The sequence below is a fragment of the Bacillus sp. RHFS10 genome (genome assembly GCF_016757475.1).
GTDB classification, from domain to species: Bacteria; Bacillota; Bacilli; order Bacillales; family Bacillaceae; genus Bacillus; species Bacillus subtilis_G.
In genome coordinates, this window is record NZ_JAESPO010000008.1 from 48,713 (window position 1) to 67,892 (window position 19,180).

The window sequence follows — 19,180 nt, forward strand, 5'->3', positions numbered from 1 at the left end:
TTGATGACCTCCTTATGATAAATATTGTTTAAGGTAGTCTGGATGTCTCTCTACTGTCTTTGGTTTTGCTTCACCTAATCGCACTAACCAAAGATAGAGTACTGCGAAGAAAACGGAAGAACGATGACGAGCAACCCACGTACCTAAAGCACTGCCAAATAGTAAGAGACATACGACAATGATCACAGCTGACATTGGAGGCTGAACACTTTGAAAAGCGATTGTATGCAAACACTCATAGAAGAGGCTATGAATGATAAAATATACGAGAGCTGCTCCTCCTAAAAATGTTATGCCAACAATTCGGCCAAGTCTTCCCTCTCCAAAAGCTACGAGCTGAGTCCAAGAAACGGACAATGACCACCCTAAGATTAGCGCACTAATGAATTGATACCCCTCATCAGGAGCCGTGAGCCAAAAAGAAACCCCTATAACTAAGGATAAAATCCGACCACCCATGATCCATAAATAGGATGTTCCTATATTAACGCCAGCCGATACTTCATGAGACCGTACCGCTGAACCAGCTTGTAAAAACAACGTAGCTTTGAATAAACCATGTAAAATAAGATGAATAATGGCTGCTACATACGCACCTAATGCACACTGAATGAGCATAAACCCCATTTGTCCAATCGTGGAGCCTACTAACTGGCGTTTATAGTCAACCTGGACTAAACTAATGCCAGTTCCAATCAATACAGAGATCCCAGCAAGCATAAGTAAAATAATCGAAGCTATACCACCATTAAATAGAGGTGAAAACCGGGCTAGTATAATCCCGCCTGCATTGACTAAACCTGCGTGCATAATCGCAGAAACAGGAGTTGGAGCAACAATAGACTCAATTAACCATCTTTGGAATGGCCATTGAGCTGCGGGAATGATCACTGCTAATACAATCAATAGATTAATCCCTGTTCTCTCCCATCCCCCCAGTTGAGCTAAACTTTCATTTGTTAAAACCAATGATAACTGCCATTGGCCTGTGACTTGAAAAAGCCAAATCATCGCGAAAAACAAAGAAAACCAACTTAACAAAAATAAGCGGCCAGAAACCTTGGCTGCTTCACTAGCCACTTGCCATGCACTGTTTAACCTGATAAGTAAGGTTAAACCGACAAGAGTTGCTCCCCAAAAAACAACTATCAGGCGGAGATCACCACTTAACCATGCAATTGAAGCAGCACCTGTAGTGAAAGTAAAAAGCGCAAAATATTTTCGATAAGATCGATCCCCCATTAAGTAACGTACAGAAAAACGCTGAATGATTAGGCCAATTGCTAAAACAAAGAAAGCCATTAACCAAGCTAAGGAATCTAAGTACCAAGGGCCCACATTTCCATTCACACTGCCATTGGCAAGAATGACTAAGGATACCAACGGTGGTAAAGCCAAAATACCAATATGAATGCGAATAAAGCTCAAGGGTACGCGTGGATGTAAAAACAATAGTCCGCTTATCCCAGATGCAATAAGCATCATAAAAAATAATGTTAATAATGATGACGAAACTAACATTCTAACTTCTCCCTTTTTAAATGTCATTATTGTTCAAAAGACCTTTAAGTCAGATCATATTTTTCTATCATTTATTACAATTTTTATTCATCTCTATTTTTTTCCAATAAAAAAACCGACAACTTCAAAATTTCAATGATAATTTTAGATCATTGAATCTTGAAAATTGTCGGCTTCACTTCAACTAACTTCAGTGAAGTTTTTTGAAGAGCTACCTTATTATTGGTCATTTAGCTTTAAGCTATATTTTAACTTCCTTCTAAAGGAATCATCGTTAAAACTTTCATTTAGTCCCTTGATTATAAAATAAATCGATTTATGTTACTTTTCCTTTTTAATATTAGAATACTTTTTCATCCAGTCAAGATTTAAATTAAATATCAAAAGAATGCTAAAGGCCTAATGATTTAGAATGGCGAAAATAAACATCTGCACCGATTATTACGTTACGTATAAGATATGCTAAATTTTAAACATTGTCAAGATGTTGGAATACGGAGAATGAAGTATGAAATCTTGCTTTCCCTTTAAATATACATCCTGAATCTTTATCCAAGGCTTATGATATCTATCACTTTAATTTTTTTAAATACAAGAAAAATTTTATAATCATTTTCTTGTTTAGTAAATAACTGAGTTCAATTAGCAACTATAAATGAATACTGGTTCCTACTTTATTTTCAACAGCCCTAACGACCAAAAATTTACCGTGTTTAAATCGGTTGAACTAGCTGCTGTGGATATTGTTATCGCTAGAATTCCCCAATTTCTCCGTAGATGTCACTTTCCCTGAAAATACCTTCTTTATATTTTCATATTCTTTGGCAATCTTAAATATTTGTAAAACTAAACATAGCCATCTTTAAAACAAAAAACCCCTTTGGCTAAAACTGTAGCTGTGAAATAAAGGTTGATCAAAAATAACACATGAACCTTCAGTGTACGGCAAATTTAAAGAATCCATTTAGAAAAAAAGATAGATCAAAATGGATTCTACAGTTTTGAATACAGATGGAATCTTTATAAAAGAGTTTGATCATTTTAGGTTGCGATTTTTTGAACATTAGCACCCGATTGTTGAATAAATCTAAAGGTTTTTTGACTTGTTTTCCTTTCTTTTGAAGCGATAAAGAAGTATGTTTTCACATTTTTCATAAATTTTTATGGTAGTTTGAGTAACATTTAGTTTAGGGAATGTTAAATATATAAAAGTTGAAACTGCTAGGCTTATTAATACTCCTGCTAAAACATCAAAAGGATAATGAACCCCAACCCATATACGGGAGACTCCCACAAGAACAGCTAACAATACCCATAAAATTGACCAGCCTCTTTTAAAGAGCCAGAATGAAATACAATATGAGAAGAATAAAATTGTATGGTCACTTGGAAAAGAATTGTCTTTTTCTTTATGTATCAGTTTATTAACCTCTCCCAATTCAACAAAAGGTTGATAATTCGAGTGAAATACCCCTGCAACCTTCCCTATCGTAAAGGCACAAATGAAAGCGATAGATGCACAAAGAATCATAATTCTATTATCCGTATCTCTTGTAAACCAAATAAAAAGAACACTTAGTGCAAGTAAAAAAACCATATATTCAGCAATAAAACTAAATACAGGATTCAAAAAGGGATGTTCTTTTCCTAAGTCATTAACTAGTCTAAACAGTGATATATTAACTTCTGAAATATCCAAACCCAACACCATCCAATCTCTTTTTAGAACATAGTAAAAGAAAATTAGATGACCTGCCATCGAATCAAATTACATTATTTGAGATTAAAGTTACATTTTTGTAAGAGTGGTGTCACATCATTTATGTAAAAAGGGGACCCAAAATCAATTGGAATCCCCTTATAACTTTTAGTTACCTGCCTCTTTAGTTAAAATAGAAAAATACCCTTAGACAAAAATTATCTAAGGGAAAAAGCGTCGTAACATTTTTATAAACGTCGTAACTTTATTTTAAACATCACATCTTTTTACAAAAATCGCGACTTTATTTCAAAGCCACAAAACAACCAAAGGGGTTAAACATTTTACTCCACAGTAACACTCTTCGCAAGGTTACGAGGCTTATCAACATCACAGCCGCGATGCAGTGCAGCATAGTAAGCGATCAGCTGCAATGGAACAACAGAAACCAATGGAGCAAGCGCTGGGTTTACTTCCGGCAGTACGAATCTGTCATCCGCATCGTCTAGGCCTTTCAGTGAGATGATGCATGTGTTTGCTCCGCGAGCGGCAACTTCTTTGACGTTTCCGCGGATGCTTAGGTTTACGTGCTCTTGTGTCGCCAGTGCGAATACTGGTGTACCTTGTTCGATCAAAGCAATCGTGCCGTGCTTCAGCTCTCCGCCGGCAAAACCTTCAGCCTGGATGTAAGAAATCTCTTTCAGCTTCAGTGCGCCTTCGACACATACGAAGTAGTCAAGGCCGCGTCCGATGAAGAAAGCGTTTCTGGATACAGTCAAGTATTCACGTGCGATCATTTCCATTTCGTCTTTCTGGTCGCAAAGGGCTTCCATTGCGTTTGCAGCGATACCAAGTTCTTTGACGAGGTCAAATCCGATATCAATGCCGTTTTTGTCTGCAGCTACAGATGCAAGAACCGCAAGAACTGCGATTTGTGCAGTGTATGCTTTCGTTGACGCAACAGCGATTTCAGGGCCTGCATGAAGCAGCAATGTGTAATCAGCTTCACGAGAAAGCGTTGATCCCGGTACGTTTGTGATTGTCAGAGCTTTATGTCCGAGCGCTTTGACTTGAACAAGTACCGCGCGGCTGTCTGCTGTTTCTCCGCTTTGAGAAAGGAAAATGAAGAGCGGTTTCTTAGACAGGAGCGGCATGTTGTAAGAGAATTCACTCGCTACATGCACTTCAACCGGCACACTTGCCCACATTTCAATATATTGTTTACCGACAAGTCCTGCATGGTAGCTTGTTCCGCAGCCAATGATATAGATGCGGTCCGCTTCCGCTACAGCGGCAGCGATATCGCCAGGCACAGACAGCTTGCCGTGTTCATCTTGATACGTTTGGATGATTTTGCGCATGACAACAGGCTGCTCATCAGTTTCTTTCAACATGTAGTGAGGGTATGTGCCTTTTTCGATATCACTGGCATCCAGCTCAGCGATATAAGAAGCACGGGAAATCACGTCACCATCAAGGTTTTTGATGACAACTTGATCATCAGTGACGATGACCATTTCTTTATCCATCAGCTCTACGTATTCATTGGTCACTTGAAGCATTGCCATCGCATCAGATGCTACGACGTTGAATGTATCTCCAAGACCGACTAATAGAGGGCTTTTGTTTTTCGCTACAAAAATCGTTTCTCTGTTTTCGTTGTCGAATAAAGCAATTGCATAAGAGCCTTTTAACAGTGTAAGTGTTTTGCGGAACGCTTCTTCTGTTTCAAGTCCTCCGTTGACAAATTGCTCGATTACTTGAACAACTACCTCTGTATCGGTGTCACTTTTGAGCTCTACATCTTGCAAATACTCTTGTTTCAGCTGAACATAGTTCTCGATCACACCGTTATGAACAAGTGTAAAGCGGCCCAGTGCGCTTTGATGCGGGTGAGCGTTCAGATAGCTTGGTTCGCCGTGTGTTGCCCAGCGAGTATGGCCAATTCCGGCCTTCGCCTCTGCATTGGCATCCACAACTTCACGAAGATCAGCAATGCGTCCTTTTTCTTTGAACACATGAATCCCCTGTTCGTTGGCAACAGCGATACCCGCAGAGTCATATCCGCGGTACTCAAGCTTTTCTAACCCTTTCAGTAAAATTTCCTTCGCATCAAGCTGACCGATATAACCTACGATTCCACACATAATTTCTTCCTCCTAAGATTGTAAAAGGAGACGAAGAAAGTCGAATTTCAAGGGGACTTTCAATCGTCCCCTCCTACATGTTTTTGGAAGATCATGTGATTTCTCTTTGTGCAAGGAGTCGCCTCCTTGGTTTGAAGAAATCCTTACGGCTGTGATCTGCATAATCAGCCGGGAGGCATCCGCCGAAAATTCGATAACCTCCATCCTCGTCAACTAAGCCTTTTTTCGGGCGCTTAGTCCGGGCGCTATAATTATAGGTGAAGCAATAATCCCATCTTTTCTTCCTCAGAGAAAATAAGAACAAGACAAGCTTGATTTTACAGCATGTGCCATGCACGGTCAATTGTTTTTTAAACAACTTTGCCGCATGTCTCACCATTATCATATGTAAACCTCGCTTGTCTTGTTCGCTCTCTGATGATAGGCTTCGTTACTCCAATCCCATTTCTGACCGCACAACTTCAGCAATGCGATTTACGTATTCATCGCACAGCTCTTTCGTTTTCGCTTCAGCCATAACACGGACGAGCGGTTCAGTGCCTGAAGGGCGCACCAAAATCCGGCCGTCGCCGTTCATTTCTTTTTCAACTTCAGAAATAACAGCTTTTACTTTTTCATTTTCTTCGACTTTATATTTATCAGTTACTCTCACATTGACTAACAGCTGCGGGAACTTCTGCATTTCAGCTGCAAGCTCTGACAGCGGCTTCCCTGTCGCTTTCAATGTGTTCATCAGCATAATAGCAGACAACAATCCGTCCCCTGTCGTGTTGTAATCAAGGAAAATAAGATGTCCTGACTGCTCACCTCCGACATTGTAGCCGTCATGTTTCATCGCTTCTACTACGTAACGGTCGCCGACAGCTGTCTGAACGCTGTTGATGCCTTCTTTTTCGAGCGCCTTATAGAAGCCGAGATTGCTCATCACGGTTGAAACGACTGTATCATCCTTTAAGCGGCCCTCTGATTTCAGGTATTTTGAGCATATGTACATGATTTGGTCGCCGTCAACGATATTTCCTTTTTCATCGACCGCAATCAGGCGGTCGCCGTCACCGTCGAACGCAAGGCCGAGATCGGCGTTTTTCTCTTTGACAAACGCGCTGAGCGCTTCTGGATGTGTCGATCCAACGCCGTCATTAATGTTTAACCCGTTCGGGGAAGTGCCCATTGTTGAAACATCTGCATCTAAATCAGCAAACAGGTGTGTCGCCAAGGACGATGTTGCGCCATGAGCACAGTCGAGCGCCACATGAATGCCTGTGAAATCTTCATCAGCTGTCTGTTTTAAAAATTGCAGATATTTTTGGCCGCCTTCAAAATAATCATTTACAAGCCCGAGATCGGCTCCGACCGGTCTTGGCAGCTTATCCTCCGGTTCGTCCATCAGTCGTTCAATTTCAGCCTCCTGTTCGTCGGAAAGCTTAAATCCGTCTCCCCCGAAAAACTTGATGCCGTTATCCTGCACTGGGTTGTGAGAGGCAGAAATCATGACGCCTGCCTCTGCATCCATCGCTTTTGTTAAATAAGATACACCAGGTGTAGAAATGACACCCAGACGCATGACTTCTGCGCCAATGGATAAAAGTCCGGCGACAAGGGCTCCCTCCAGCATATGGCCGGAGATCCGTGTATCGCGGCCTATCAGCACTTTTGGACGTTGTTTGTCTTTTGTCAGCACATATCCGCCGAAACGTCCGACTTTAAAGGCCAGCTCAGGTGTAAGCTCACTATTGGCGACACCTCTTACACCATCTGTTCCAAAATACTTGCCCATTTTATAATCGCTCCTTTTTTATTCTGATGATGATTGTGAACCAGAAGTAGATTCGTCCTCATCCTGATCTTGGTTTTGATCTTTATGTTCGTCTTGTTTTTGATCATTGCTGTTTTTCGTTGTATCTTGCTGGTTGTTCTTTTGATCATTCGTTTGTTGACCTGTGTCATCCTGGTTCCCTGATGTATTGCTGCTGTTGTCATTAGTTGATGTATTGCTTTTTTTAGACGTCAGCTTGATTTTGGCGTTTTTCTGTCCCAAGGACCAGGTTACATTTTGAGGCCCGTTTACTTCAAGCTTCACGCTATGCTCCCCGTCATCTAAATCTGAAACATTCACATACAATTCAATATCTGATTTTTCCAGTTTTTTTATATTGCTGGGAGAGCCTTTAGCCGTCACGTCTATCGCTTGCGAATCAGGATCTAGAAATTCAATGTTTTGCGAGCTGCTCAGCCCTACAGTCTTAATAGAGACATTCTCAAACTTCTGATCCGCTTCACTATCTACTTCTATATGCAAAGTCACCTTTGACGGCGAGATTTTTTTGACGCCGTCAGGAAGCGGAATATCTGCCTCGATATCGGAATCCTTGTTAATTTTGCTTAAATCTAAGCTGACGCCGTCTATAAATTCAAGAGAATCCAACACATCCTGCGAGCCGTAAACCGTTACCTCACTGGGGCTGGATTCAATATTCGCTATACTGACACCGTCAGGAAGGCTTCCTGTCCGTTCAATTTTAAAGGGTACTTTTTTACTTGGGCTTGTCACCGGAACGGTAATCTTGATGACCGAGGGCTCCACGTCCACAGGAAGCGCGTTTCCGTCCTTATCATAGACAGTCACTTTTGCCTCTTTTTCAATCGTTTCATCTGCGTTTTCCAGGTTCACTGAAGCTTTCACAAGAGAAATATGATCAATCACATCTTTAGATCCGGTAATCTGCACATTTTTCGGACTGACAATCGGCTGCTCCGGAGAATAGCCTTTTTTCATCTTGCTTTTATTGTAGTACTCCACTTCTACGGGAAAGCTTTTGGTCATCCGTTCTTGAATCGTAACTGTCGTAACAGACGGATTGATTGAGATTGTCAGCCCATCCGACACGTTTTTGGCCTTTAGCTCAACCTTATGTGTGCCGGTTTTTAAATTTTCCATGTCGGCATATATTTCAAAATTCTTGGTCTGTCTAGCCTTTTTCACGGCACTTGTCGAGCCTTTTATCGTGACATTAACCGTTTGCGGAACACCCGTCACGACGTAGTTTTCATCATCGTAATACGCTTTGACCGGAATGTCGGTCAGTGTTGCCTCATCAATTGTTGATGTCGGAAAGAAAGATTCACCCGGTTTTTTCGGAGTCGGTGCTTGATTGCTGTTGACCGCCACATAAAGCAAGAGCGCGAAAAGCAGAGCAATAATTTTCACAGCCCAGCGATTGTTTAAGAATTTATCCATTTTTCTTGCCCCTCCAATACCAGCGGTTAGAAGAAGTGTCTTTGGTGTTTTTCTTAAACTCGGCTTCAAGCATTTCTTTCAGCGCTTCTTCGGTCAGCTCTCTGTGAAGGTCGCCGTTCTTTGCCACACTGACGCCGCCGGTCTCTTCAGACACAATAATCGTCAAACTGTCTGTCACTTCACTGATACCGACAGCCGCTCTGTGCCGCGTACCCAGTTCTTTTGAAATAAACGGGCTTTCCGAAAGCGGCAGATAGCAGGCGGCAGCGGCAATTTCATTATTCTTCATAATCACAGCACCGTCATGAAGCGGGGTGTTCGGGATAAAAATATTGATCAGCAGCTCAGAGCTGACTTTGGCATTCAATGGTATGCCTGTCTCAATATAATCGCCCATTCCAGTGTCCCGCTCAATGGTCAACAGGGCGCCTATACGGCGTTTCGCCATATAATTGATCGCTTTTGTGATTGCCTCAATCGTTTTCTGCTGCGCTTCCTCCACAGGCGTGCCGCTTCTTGAGAAAAAGCGGCCCCGGCCAAGCTGTTCAAGCGCTCTTCTCAGCTCAGGCTGAAAAATAATAATAATTGCTAAAAATCCCCATGTTATTGCTTGGTCCATCAGCCATTGAAGCGTGCCGAGGCCCAAATATTGGCTGGCCATACGGACAAGCACGATCACGACAATTCCTTTTAACAGCTGAACCGCTTTCGTGCCACGTATGACCATAATAAGTTTATATATCACATACCAAACAAGGAGAATATCAACGGCATTGCCGAGGTACTGCAAAAAAGGGATATCCTCAAAAGCCATTTCCTCGTCCTCCAAGATTTCAGTCATTTCGTATTTTTGTGTTTTACGTGTTACGCATATGTACTTAACATAGCGAGCCCATTATACCACATTTCGATTCGGCAAGTGAAATGCGCCAGCTCTTACAGCCCGTAAAAAAAAAGAGCAAAGCAACTGACACGCTTTACTCTTTTTCGTTCGGTTTTAATGCATTGAGTACACTTTTCCCCGCAGACTTCAATTTATACCATGTCCAGTCAAATAATTGATTGATTTCTTCAATCTGACCGGTGACTTGTCCAGCAGAGGCCATATACTTTTCGCCATTTACGACGGTTACATCCCCGTCTATTTTGCCTTTAATAATCAGCTTGCCGTTTTTGACAGTGACATCACCTTTGACCGTCTCACCTTCAGGCACGATCACAGTATGGTTCTGCACCACAAGATTCGGCTGCTTAGACACGCTGAAGTTGTGGTCATTATGCCAGCTGTTTAAAAAACCTCCGCCCATCAAAATGATGAATACCGCAGCAGCTGCGATAACAGGATGGGTTCTGAACCACCTTTTCACAGAAGCTCTTTTCTTCTCCTTAGGCAATTTAGCCATGACATTAGCGGTAAAATCCGCGGGGGCTTCGACATGCGATGTGCTCCGGACGAGTGCTATAGATTTTTCCATCTCATAAAAATGCTTTCTGCATTTCTCGCATGTCTCAAGATGTTCATTTAATACGTGTTCATCTTTTGGAAGGATATCTCCATCAAGATGCATATGCATAAGCTGCACAATTTGTTCAGGACAGCTCATTTCATCACCCCACTTAAAGATCCCTTAATTGTTTTCGAAGAGCCTCTCTGCCTCTGTGAATCCGCGTTTTCACAGTCCCCACAGGAATGTTTAGAATCTCGCCGATTTCAATTAATGAGAGTTCGTCAATATACTTTAATACGATAACTGTTCTGTATTTGTCAGGAAGCTTTAAAATTTTCTGCTGAATCGTGTTTGAGAGCTCCAGCGACACTACTTCATCTTCTGGCAAAACTCCGTCTGCGGCGATTTGCGAATACATGGTCAAGCCTTCCGTACCAGCCACCTCTGCATCGAGGTAATAATCCGGCTTCTTTTTGCGAATGCGGTCAATAGTCAAATTGGTCGCGATTCGATAAAGCCAAGTTGAAAATTTCCGGTTAATATCAAAACTGTCGATATTAACGTACGCCCTGATGAAAGCCTCCTGTGCAATATCCTCTGCCTCATGCACATTGCCAAGCATACGGTAGCAAAGCTGATAAATTTTATCCTTGTAAATATCTACGATGTCCGCAAATGCATTTTGGTCGCCTTTTTTGACTTGCTTAATTCTCTTTTTAATCATCATTTCCATATTTATCTAACCTCTGCCTTCACCGGTCTGTATGTATACGAGCTTCGTTTTAAAAGGTTTCAATTTTTTATAAAATAAGTTTAACAAATTTTTGGCAGGGTGTAGATGGTAATTCGTGAATAAACTACCTTAACATATTTTTAAAATTATTATACAGACTGAATAGTTAGAAGTTGGAATGATTTTCACAAAATAAAAAAGACACCTTTTGGTCAAAGGTGTCTGTGACTGGGCTAGCTGGATTCGAACCAACGCATGACGGAGTCAAAGTCCGTTGCCTTACCGCTTGGCTATAGCCCAATAATGGTGGAGGGGGGCAGATTCGAACTGCCGAACCCTGAGGGAGCGGATTTACAGTCCGCCGCGTTTAGCCACTTCGCTACCCCTCCGTATTTTGCAAAGACAGTGCCGGCAAGAGGACTTGAACCCCCAACCTACTGATTACAAGTCAGTTGCTCTACCAATTGAGCTACACCGGCAAGATGGTGGAGGATGACGGGCTCGAACCGCCGACCCTCTGCTTGTAAGGCAGATGCTCTCCCAGCTGAGCTAATCCTCCAAATGGTGACCCGTACGGGATTCGAACCCGTGTTACCGCCGTGAAAGGGCGGTGTCTTAACCGCTTGACCAACGGGCCGTTTGTGTTCTCGTCGAGCTGACAAAAGTTATTATATACAGGTTACCCCCTGTTTGTAAAGAGAAAAATTAAATTTTTTATTTTCAAACTTTTTAACTCCTTTTTTAACTGAAAAAGCCTCCCAACATTAGTCATTTATTTTATGATAGAGACAAGCGAAGCAAGAGAGGAGAAACCAATATGATTCTAGTCAGTTCTTGCCTTGGAGGCATTGAATGCAGATACAACGGCTCTCACGCCGCATCAGAGAAAATCAGAAAACTCATCGATGAAAATAAAGCAGTCATGGCTTGTCCTGAGCTTCTCGGCGGCTTTTCCACTCCCCGTGAGCCTGCAGAAATCATCGGAGGCACCGGCGAGGATGTTCTCAATGGAACCGCTAAAATCGTGACAGCCTCAGGAGAAGATGTAACAGAGTTATATATGAAAGGCGCCGCTAAAACATTAGCTTACGCAAAAGCAATCAATGCATCCGCTGTCATATTGAAAGAAAACAGTCCATCGTGCGGAAGCAATTTCATTTATAACGGCACATTCACTGGCAAAAAAATCGCCGGCAGCGGAGTGACCGCCGCACTGCTAAAACAAGCGGGCTGCCGTGTCATTTCAGAAAACCAGTTAGACGACATATTGTAAGGAGGGCACCCCATGACTCAAGACATTTCTTTATCCTTCTATAAACCTGAACATTCGCCGGAACTTCAATCATTTACCCTAAACAACGATGACAAGCGCTTTACCTCTCTCCCCAAAGAGGTGCTGACTCAGGCCTTAGGCATACAGGACCGGTATCCGGCTGTCATCTTAAATGACAATCTGCCAGTCGGCTTTTTCATTTTACATACATCAAAAGAAACGCTTGCTCCCTATACTAGCAATCCATTTGCTTTACTGCTCAGCTCCCTGTCTTTAAACGCTGTACATCATGGAAAAGGCTATGCAAAAAAAGCAATGCTTCAGCTTCCCTCGTTTGTGAGCAGTTATTTTCCATGGTGCGATGAAATCATTTTGGCCGTCAATCACCTAAACACACGCGCAAAACACCTTTATATGAAAAGCGGGTTCCTAGATAAAGGACGGCGAAAAATCGGGCCGCTTGGAGAACAGCTGATTCTTCATTATTTCCTATAGTCTCGGGTGAAATAAAATTTCAAAAATATAAAACCCAGTTGAAATATCACAACGGAAGTGAATATACTGAATAGTAAGATACATCATTTTAAAACAGGGGGCATCCTCATGTCAGAACTATTAAACCTTCACCGGCTTACAACAGAATCACGCAATAGCCAAACAGCGGAAATCCACAAAACAAACACTCTCGGCATCCTCAAGATGATCAACAACGAAGATTTGAAAGTCGCTGCCGCCGTTCAGCAGGTTCTCCCTGATATCAAAACAGCTGTAGACTGCGCATACAACTCGTTTCAAAATGGTGGCCGGCTCATATACACAGGCGCCGGCACAAGCGGCAGACTCGGTGTCATGGATGCTGTTGAATGTCCTCCCACCTACAGCGTAAGCCCGGATCAGGTCATCGGAATTATGGCTGGAGGCCCCAAAGCATTTTTGCAAGCAGCAGAGGGCATTGAAGACAGTGAAGAAGCAGGAGCCGAAGATTTAAAAAACATACAGCTTACGTCAAACGACACAGTCATTGCCATTGCAGCAAGCGGCCGCACACCTTATGCCGCAGGCGCCCTCACATACGCCCGTAAAGTAGGAGCACACGCCATCGCCCTTACCTGCAATGAAAATTCCGCCATCAGCAAGGAAGCGGATCACAGCATTGAGGTTGTTGTTGGCCCTGAGGCCATTACAGGATCAACACGTATGAAAGCCGCAACCGCTCATAAAATGATTCTAAACATGATATCCACCGCAGTAATGGTCAAAATCGGCAAGGTTTACGAAAACTTGATGGTAGACGTCAACGTCAGCAATAAGAAACTAAAAGAACGAGCCATCAGCATCATCCAAAGCCTTACTAACGCTTCATACGACACAGCCAGACATACACTGGAACAAGCCAATGATCACGTCAAAACGGCAATCCTCATGCTCAAAACAAGCACAGATCAAGAAAAAGCTCAAACATTGCTTGAGGAAGCAAACGGTTTTATAGACAAAGCAATCGAAAACTACCATTCATGATAAGGAGAGAACGAGCATGGCAACAGGCGGTTTAGCGATCATCCAATCAATGAAGCACAAGCTCCCTCCATCCGAGCGTAAACTTGCGGATTACATCCTAACTCATCCCCACAGGGCAATAGAAAACACTGTCAGCGAAATAAGCACCTTAGCCAATTCAAGTGATGCTGCCGTCATCAGGCTCTGCAAATCACTCGGACTAAAGGGTTTTCAAGATTTAAAAATGAGAGTAGCAGGCGATCTGGCAAAGCCTGCTGTTCAAGGCTACCGGGACATTGCGCCCCACGAACCGCTGTCCTCCATTTCTGAAAAAGCGGCCGGCAATGCCATTCAAGCCATTCAAGACACCTCAGACCTGATGGACTATAAAGAGCTTGAACGAGCGGTTTCTCTGCTTCTCCAAGCACATACTGTGCATTTTATCGGCGTCGGGGCTTCCGGCATTGTCGCCAAGGACGCCCAGCAAAAGTGGCTTCGCATTCATAAACTAGCAACCGCGTTCACAGACACTCATCTTGTGGCATCATTAATCGCAAATGCAGATAAGGATGACATCGTATTCGCTATTTCGTTTTCGGGAGAGACGCAGGAAATCATTGAGCTGCTCACGATGGCTAAGGAAAAAAGCATCAAAACGATCAGCCTCACACAATTCAGTCAGACATCAGTCTCCGCGCTGGCTGATGTCCCGTTGCACACGGCACACTCCAATGAAGCCCTGATTCGAAGTGCAGCCACTTCCTCCCGCCTCGCCCAGCTTTTTATGATTGATGTTTTGTTTTTAGGCATGGCGGCTGAGCGGTACGAAGAAACAACCGGATATATCGATAAAACGAGAGCAGCCATAAAATCTATGAGAAAAAAATAAGGCATCTTGATGAGGAGGGGTTTTGATGAGCAAAGAAAATAACTACCATCATCTCGCAAAGAAAATCCTTGAGCTATGCGGAGGAAAATCCAATATTTCCTCGTATACGCATTGCATGACGCGCCTGCGTATTACGCCTTACGATGAAAGCAATACAGATGCTCACGCTTTAAGAGAGCTTGACGGCGTATTGGGGGTCGTCGAAGCTGAAACCATCCAAATCATCCTTGGAGCAGGAATCGTCAATCATGTCACAGCCGCTTTCTCAAAGCTTGTGTCAGCAGAAGAAGATATCGATGTCAAAGATGCAGCTGCCAAAAAGAAAGCCGATATAAACCGAAAAAACGCCACTCCATTTAAGCTTTTCTTACGTAAAATTGCCAGCGTCTTTATCCCGCTAATTCCCGCACTCGTCGCTTCCGGTTTAATTACTGGGATTACCAAAGCAATCATTCAAGCCGAATGGCTCTCTGCAGAATCACAAGTCGCTATTATCTTGACAGTCATCGGCTCCGGGCTGTTCACTTATCTCGGCATTCTCGTCGGTATTAACGCATCGAAAGAATTTGGCGGAACACCCGCTCTTGGTGCTCTGGCGGGGATCTTGATTTTGAATCCGGAGATCGCAAAGATCGTTTTATTCGGAGAACAGCTTCTTCCGGGCAGGGGAGGGCTGATCGGAGTTCTTTTCGCAGCCATATTCATCGCTTACACCGAACAATTTATCCGTCGTTTTATTCCTCAATCACTTGATATCATTGTCACTCCAACCGTTTCACTGTTAATCACCGGAATCGTAACGTATGTTTTATTTATGCCTTTAGGCGGCTTCATTTCTGATGCCATTACATCCGGCCTTCTGTCCATCCTGGACATCGGCGGCATCGCTGCAGGCTTTATTTTGGGCGCAACCTTCCTTCCTCTCGTCGTGACCGGACTGCATCAAGGCTTGACGCCTGTGCACATGGAACTGATCAATTCAATTGGAAATGATCCTCTGCTCCCGATTCTGGCGATGGGAGGCGCGGGACAGGTAGGTGCGGCCTTTGCCATCTTTGTCAAAACAAAAAAAACAACATTAAGAAAAGCGATCGCCGGCGGGCTCCCCCCAGGGTTTCTCGGCATTGGTGAACCGCTAATCTTCGGAGTTACGCTGCCACTTGGACGTCCGTTTTTAACAGCATGCTTAGGGGCCGGAATCGGCGGCGCTTTTCAAGCATATTTTCAGGTAGCCACCATTGCCATTGGTGTCTCCGGGCTGCCGCTTTCCTTTCTCGTCCTGTCTTCGCAAATTATCCTATATATCATCGGACTCTTTATTTCCTACGCGGCCGGCTTTTTATTGACCTACGCGTTCGGATATAAAGATGAAATGGCTTCTCAGTTCGATTAAATGGTTTCTGTTTTTGGGATAGTAACGGGATAGAAGCATGGAAAGGAGCAAGCCTATGAAAACAAAGACACTTTCCTTATTCAGTGCCATTTTAACCTTTTCTATATTGGTGTCGAATGAAACCTTCGCGCAAACAGCAGACAACCAAATTGAGCCGAAAACCATAAATTCAGAAACTGTACAATTCTCGTCGAAGAAACTAAGGAAGGTTGATCGGATGATAGAACGGGATGTTGAAGCAGGATTTCCAGGCGCCGTTCTTGTTATCGTGAAGGACGGCCGCATCATTAAAAAAGAAGCGTACGGCTACAGTAAAAAGTACGAAGGATCAGAGCTGCTGCGCCGCCCAGTTAAAATGAAAAACCACACGATGTTTGACTTGGCCTCAAATACAAAAATGTATGCAACGAATTTTGCATTACAGCGCTTAGTCAGCCAAGGAAAACTCGACGTCTATGAGAAGGTTTCTGCTTATTTGCCTGATTTCAAGGAGAAGCCGGGAGACCTCATAAAAGGAAAAAACAAAATTCGTGTCATCGATGTCCTGCAGCACCAATCAGGACTTCCCGCAAGCTTTTACTTTTACTCACCGGAAAAAGCCGGTATGTACTATTCTCAGGACCGGAATAAAACGATTGAATATTTAACGAAAATTCCGCTCGATTATGAAACAGGGACAAAACACGTATACAGCGACATAGGATATATGCTCCTCGGCAGTATTGTCGAAAATCTCACCGGTAAACCGCTTGATGTATATGCGGAGCAAGAACTTTACAAGCCGTTGGGGCTGAAGCATACCTTATACAATCCGTTGCAAAAAGGATTTAAACCGAAGCAGTTCGCAGCGACTGAACGTATGGGCAATACGCGGGACGGCTTTATTCATTTCCCTAACATCCGTACAGATACGCTGCAAGGAGAAGTGCATGACGAAAAAGCATTTTACTCAATGGGAGGCGTGTCCGGACATGCCGGATTGTTCTCAAATGCAGATGATATGGCCATTCTGCTGCAAGTCATGCTAAACAAAGGATCATACCGAAGCGTTTCTTTATTTGATCAGAAAACAGCCGGCCTGTTCACGGCACCTTCAGCAACAGACCCAACATACGCTCTTGGCTGGCGGCGAAACGGCAGTAAAAGCATGGAATGGATGTTTGGCTCCTATGCCAGCGAAAGTGCTTACGGGCATACCGGCTGGACAGGGACAGTTACGATCATTGATCCAACTTACCATTTAGGCATCGCATTGTTAACAAACAAAAAGCATTCGCCAGTTGCTGATCCAGAGGAAAATCCTAACGTGTTTGAGGGTGATCAATTTCCAACAGGCAGTTACGGGAGCGTCATTACCGCGATTTATGAAGCGATGGAATAAATGATTCGACGATAGGAGGAAGTTTCTATGAAACCTGTCTTTCCGCTTATCCTTTCAGCCGTTCTCTTTCTTTCATGTTTTCTCGGCGCCGGCCAAGCAAAAGCTGCTTCATCCAACAGCTCACCCAACGCCAAGCAGCTTGTCAATCGCATGACGTTAGATGAAAAACTCGGCCAGATGCTGATGCCTGATTTCAGAAATTGGCAAAAGGAGGGCGAGTCTTCTCCACAAGCCTTTACAGAAATGAATAAGGAAGTCGCTAGCCTCATCAAGAAATATCAATTCGGCGGCGTCATCCTTTTTGCGGAAAATGTAAAAACAACAAAACAAACTGTTCAATTGACAGACGCTTACCAAAAAGCCAGCCCCAAAATCCCTCTCATGCTAAGTATTGATCAGGAAGGGGGCATTGTAACAAGATTAGGGGAGGGGACTAATTTCCCGGGGAATATGGCACTGGGTGCAGCCAGAAGCAGAATCAATGCCTATCAGACTGGCAGCATCATTGGAAAAGAGCTTTCAGCCTTAGGCATTAATACAGATTTCAGCCCTGTTATGGACATTAATAATAATCCTGATAATCCGGTCATCGGCGTACGGTCATTCAGCTCCAATCGAGAACTGACAGCACGACTCGGTTTATACACGATGAAAGGTTTGCAGCGGCAAGATATAGCCTCTGCCCTCAAACATTTCCCGGGACATGGAGACACGGACGTTGACAGCCATTACGGACTGCCTCTCGTTCCCCATAGCCAAGAACGCCTTCGTGAGATCGAGCTCTATCCTTTTCAAAGAGCCATTGATGCCGGTGCTGATATGGTGATGACAGCTCACGTTCAATTTCCTGCCTTTGATGGCACCACATGCAAAAGCAAACTCGATGGATCGGACATTCTGGTTCCGGCTACACTCTCGAAAAAGGTGATGACCGGTCTTCTTCGTCAGGAAATGGGATTTGACGGCGTCATCGTTACCGATGCCCTCAATATGAAAGCAATCGCAGATCATTTCGGACAGGAAGAGGCTGTGGTCATGGCTGTAAAAGCGGGCGTCGATATTGCATTAATGCCTGCCTCAGTTACTTCTCTGAAAGAAGAACAGAAATTCGCCCGTGTTATTCAAGCTTTAAAATCAGCCGTGAACAACGGTGACATTCCTGTACAACAAATCAACAAATCGGTTGAAAGAATCATTTCCCTGAAAATAAAACGCGGTATGTATCCAGCTCGACATGACGACAGCATAAAAGAAAAAATAGCCAAAGCCCAGAAAATCGTAGGAAGCAAGCGTCACTTGAAAGCAGAGAAAAATATAGCCGAAAAAGCAGTGACCGTTTTAAAAAATGAACAGCGCACCTTGCCGTTCAAACCTAAAAAAGACAGCAGAATCTTAATTATCGCGCCTTACGAAGAACAAACCGCTTCAATTGAACAAACCATTCGTGATCTCATCAAGCGAAAGAAAATCAAACCCGTGTCCCTCAGCAAAATTAATTTTGCCAACCAAATATTTAATGCCAAGCATGAAAAACAAGTAAAAGAGGCTGATTATATCATTACCGGCTCCTACGTCGTGAAAAATGACCCTGTCGTCAACGACGGTGTCATCGACGACACCATATCAGATTCAAGCAAATGGACCACTGTATTTCCGAGAGTTGTCATGAAAGCCGCACTGCAGCACAACAAGCCATTTGTCTTAATGAGCCTGCGCAACCCATATGATGCTGCCAATTTTGAGGAAGCGAAGGCGCTCATTGCTGTCTATGGCTTTAAAGGATACGCGAATGGCCGTTATCTTCAACCTAATATTCCCGCTGGAGTTATGGCGATATTCGGTCAGGCAAAACCTAAAGGCACACTCCCAGTTGACATTCCGTCAGTCACGAAACCGGGAGACATCCTTTATCCATATGGCTACGGATTAAATATCAAAACGGGAAAACCGTTTTCATAAGG

Annotated in this window: 15 protein-coding genes and 5 tRNA genes; 7 read left to right on the forward strand and 13 right to left on the reverse strand. The window is 43.5% G+C overall.

What is annotated here, in order from left to right; all coding sequences use genetic code 11:
* Window positions 1-12 precede the first annotated feature (12 nt).
* From JMN17_RS19785 to JMN17_RS19845, 13 genes are all read right to left on the reverse strand, one after another.
* Window positions 13-1,521 carry an NADH dehydrogenase subunit 5 gene (locus JMN17_RS19785; protein WP_202329091.1) on the reverse strand — a complete coding sequence of 503 codons (1,509 nt, stop codon included), beginning with the start codon at window positions 1,519-1,521 and terminating at the stop codon, window positions 13-15.
* A gap of 1,087 nt (window positions 1,522-2,608) precedes the next feature.
* Complete coding sequence (locus tag JMN17_RS19790; protein ID WP_087992011.1) at window positions 2,609-3,232, reverse strand: undecaprenyl-diphosphatase; 624 nt, start codon at window positions 3,230-3,232, stop codon at window positions 2,609-2,611.
* Between the two features lie 332 nt (window positions 3,233-3,564).
* Window positions 3,565-5,367, reverse strand: coding sequence for a glutamine--fructose-6-phosphate transaminase (isomerizing) (gene glmS, locus JMN17_RS19795; protein WP_202329093.1), 1,803 nt, complete (start codon window positions 5,365-5,367; stop codon window positions 3,565-3,567).
* Window positions 5,368-5,797: 430 nt separating this feature from the next.
* Complete coding sequence (glmM, locus tag JMN17_RS19800) at window positions 5,798-7,144, reverse strand: phosphoglucosamine mutase (protein WP_202329095.1); 1,347 nt, start codon at window positions 7,142-7,144, stop codon at window positions 5,798-5,800.
* An 18-nt stretch (window positions 7,145-7,162) separates the two neighbouring features.
* The gene (gene cdaR / locus JMN17_RS19805) at window positions 7,163-8,605 is read right to left on the reverse strand and encodes a CdaA regulatory protein CdaR (protein ID WP_087992007.1); all 1,443 of its coding nucleotides are present in this window, start codon (window positions 8,603-8,605) and stop codon (window positions 7,163-7,165) included.
* Window positions 8,598-9,419, reverse strand: coding sequence for a diadenylate cyclase CdaA (gene cdaA, locus JMN17_RS19810; RefSeq protein WP_087992006.1), 822 nt, complete (start codon window positions 9,417-9,419; stop codon window positions 8,598-8,600). The genes cdaR and cdaA overlap by 8 nt, the downstream gene beginning before the upstream one ends.
* Window positions 9,420-9,582: 163 nt before the next feature.
* On the reverse strand, window positions 9,583-10,209 hold the full coding sequence (rsiW, locus tag JMN17_RS19815; RefSeq protein WP_087992005.1) for an anti-sigma-W factor RsiW: 627 nt from the start codon (window positions 10,207-10,209) through the stop codon (window positions 9,583-9,585).
* A gap of 13 nt (window positions 10,210-10,222) precedes the next feature.
* A complete protein-coding gene (sigW, locus tag JMN17_RS19820; protein WP_087992004.1) occupies window positions 10,223-10,786 on the reverse strand; it encodes an RNA polymerase sigma factor SigW in 564 nt (187 codons plus the stop codon).
* A gap of 228 nt (window positions 10,787-11,014) precedes the next feature.
* Window positions 11,015-11,086: transfer RNA gene (locus JMN17_RS19825), tRNA-Gln, on the reverse strand.
* 4 nt (window positions 11,087-11,090) lie between these two features.
* A tRNA-Tyr gene (locus JMN17_RS19830) sits at window positions 11,091-11,175 on the reverse strand.
* Window positions 11,176-11,192: 17 nt separating this feature from the next.
* A tRNA-Thr gene (locus tag JMN17_RS19835) sits at window positions 11,193-11,265 on the reverse strand.
* Between the two features lie 4 nt (window positions 11,266-11,269).
* A tRNA-Val gene (locus tag JMN17_RS19840) sits at window positions 11,270-11,345 on the reverse strand.
* 3 nt (window positions 11,346-11,348) lie between these two features.
* Window positions 11,349-11,423 (reverse strand) — tRNA-Glu (locus JMN17_RS19845).
* Window positions 11,424-11,603: 180 nt separating this feature from the next.
* Between JMN17_RS19845 and JMN17_RS19850 the strand changes: the two genes are divergently transcribed.
* The 7 genes from JMN17_RS19850 (at window position 11,604) to JMN17_RS19880 (ending at window position 19,178) form a co-directional block, all read left to right on the forward strand.
* Window positions 11,604-12,059 (forward strand): DUF523 domain-containing protein, encoded by a 456-nt coding sequence (locus JMN17_RS19850; RefSeq protein WP_202329097.1) that lies wholly within the window; start codon window positions 11,604-11,606, stop codon window positions 12,057-12,059.
* Window positions 12,060-12,071: 12 nt separating this feature from the next.
* Entirely contained in the window at window positions 12,072-12,554 is a 483-nt protein-coding gene (locus tag JMN17_RS19855; protein WP_202329099.1) for a GNAT family N-acetyltransferase, read from the forward strand.
* 108 nt (window positions 12,555-12,662) lie between these two features.
* Complete coding sequence (murQ, locus tag JMN17_RS19860) at window positions 12,663-13,577, forward strand: N-acetylmuramic acid 6-phosphate etherase (protein ID WP_202329103.1); 915 nt, start codon at window positions 12,663-12,665, stop codon at window positions 13,575-13,577.
* Between the two features lie 16 nt (window positions 13,578-13,593).
* Complete coding sequence (locus JMN17_RS19865) at window positions 13,594-14,445, forward strand: MurR/RpiR family transcriptional regulator (RefSeq protein WP_087992000.1); 852 nt, start codon at window positions 13,594-13,596, stop codon at window positions 14,443-14,445.
* 25 nt (window positions 14,446-14,470) lie between these two features.
* Window positions 14,471-15,838, forward strand: a complete 1,368-nt coding sequence (locus tag JMN17_RS19870) for a PTS transporter subunit EIIC (RefSeq protein ID WP_087991999.1) — start codon at window positions 14,471-14,473, stop codon at window positions 15,836-15,838.
* Between the two features lie 55 nt (window positions 15,839-15,893).
* On the forward strand, window positions 15,894-17,219 hold the full coding sequence (gene pbp4b, locus JMN17_RS19875) for a penicillin binding protein PBP4B (protein WP_202329104.1): 1,326 nt from the start codon (window positions 15,894-15,896) through the stop codon (window positions 17,217-17,219).
* 27 nt (window positions 17,220-17,246) lie between these two features.
* Window positions 17,247-19,178, forward strand: a complete 1,932-nt coding sequence (locus tag JMN17_RS19880; RefSeq protein ID WP_202329105.1) for a glycoside hydrolase family 3 protein — start codon at window positions 17,247-17,249, stop codon at window positions 19,176-19,178.
* Window positions 19,179-19,180: the final 2 nt, after the last annotated feature.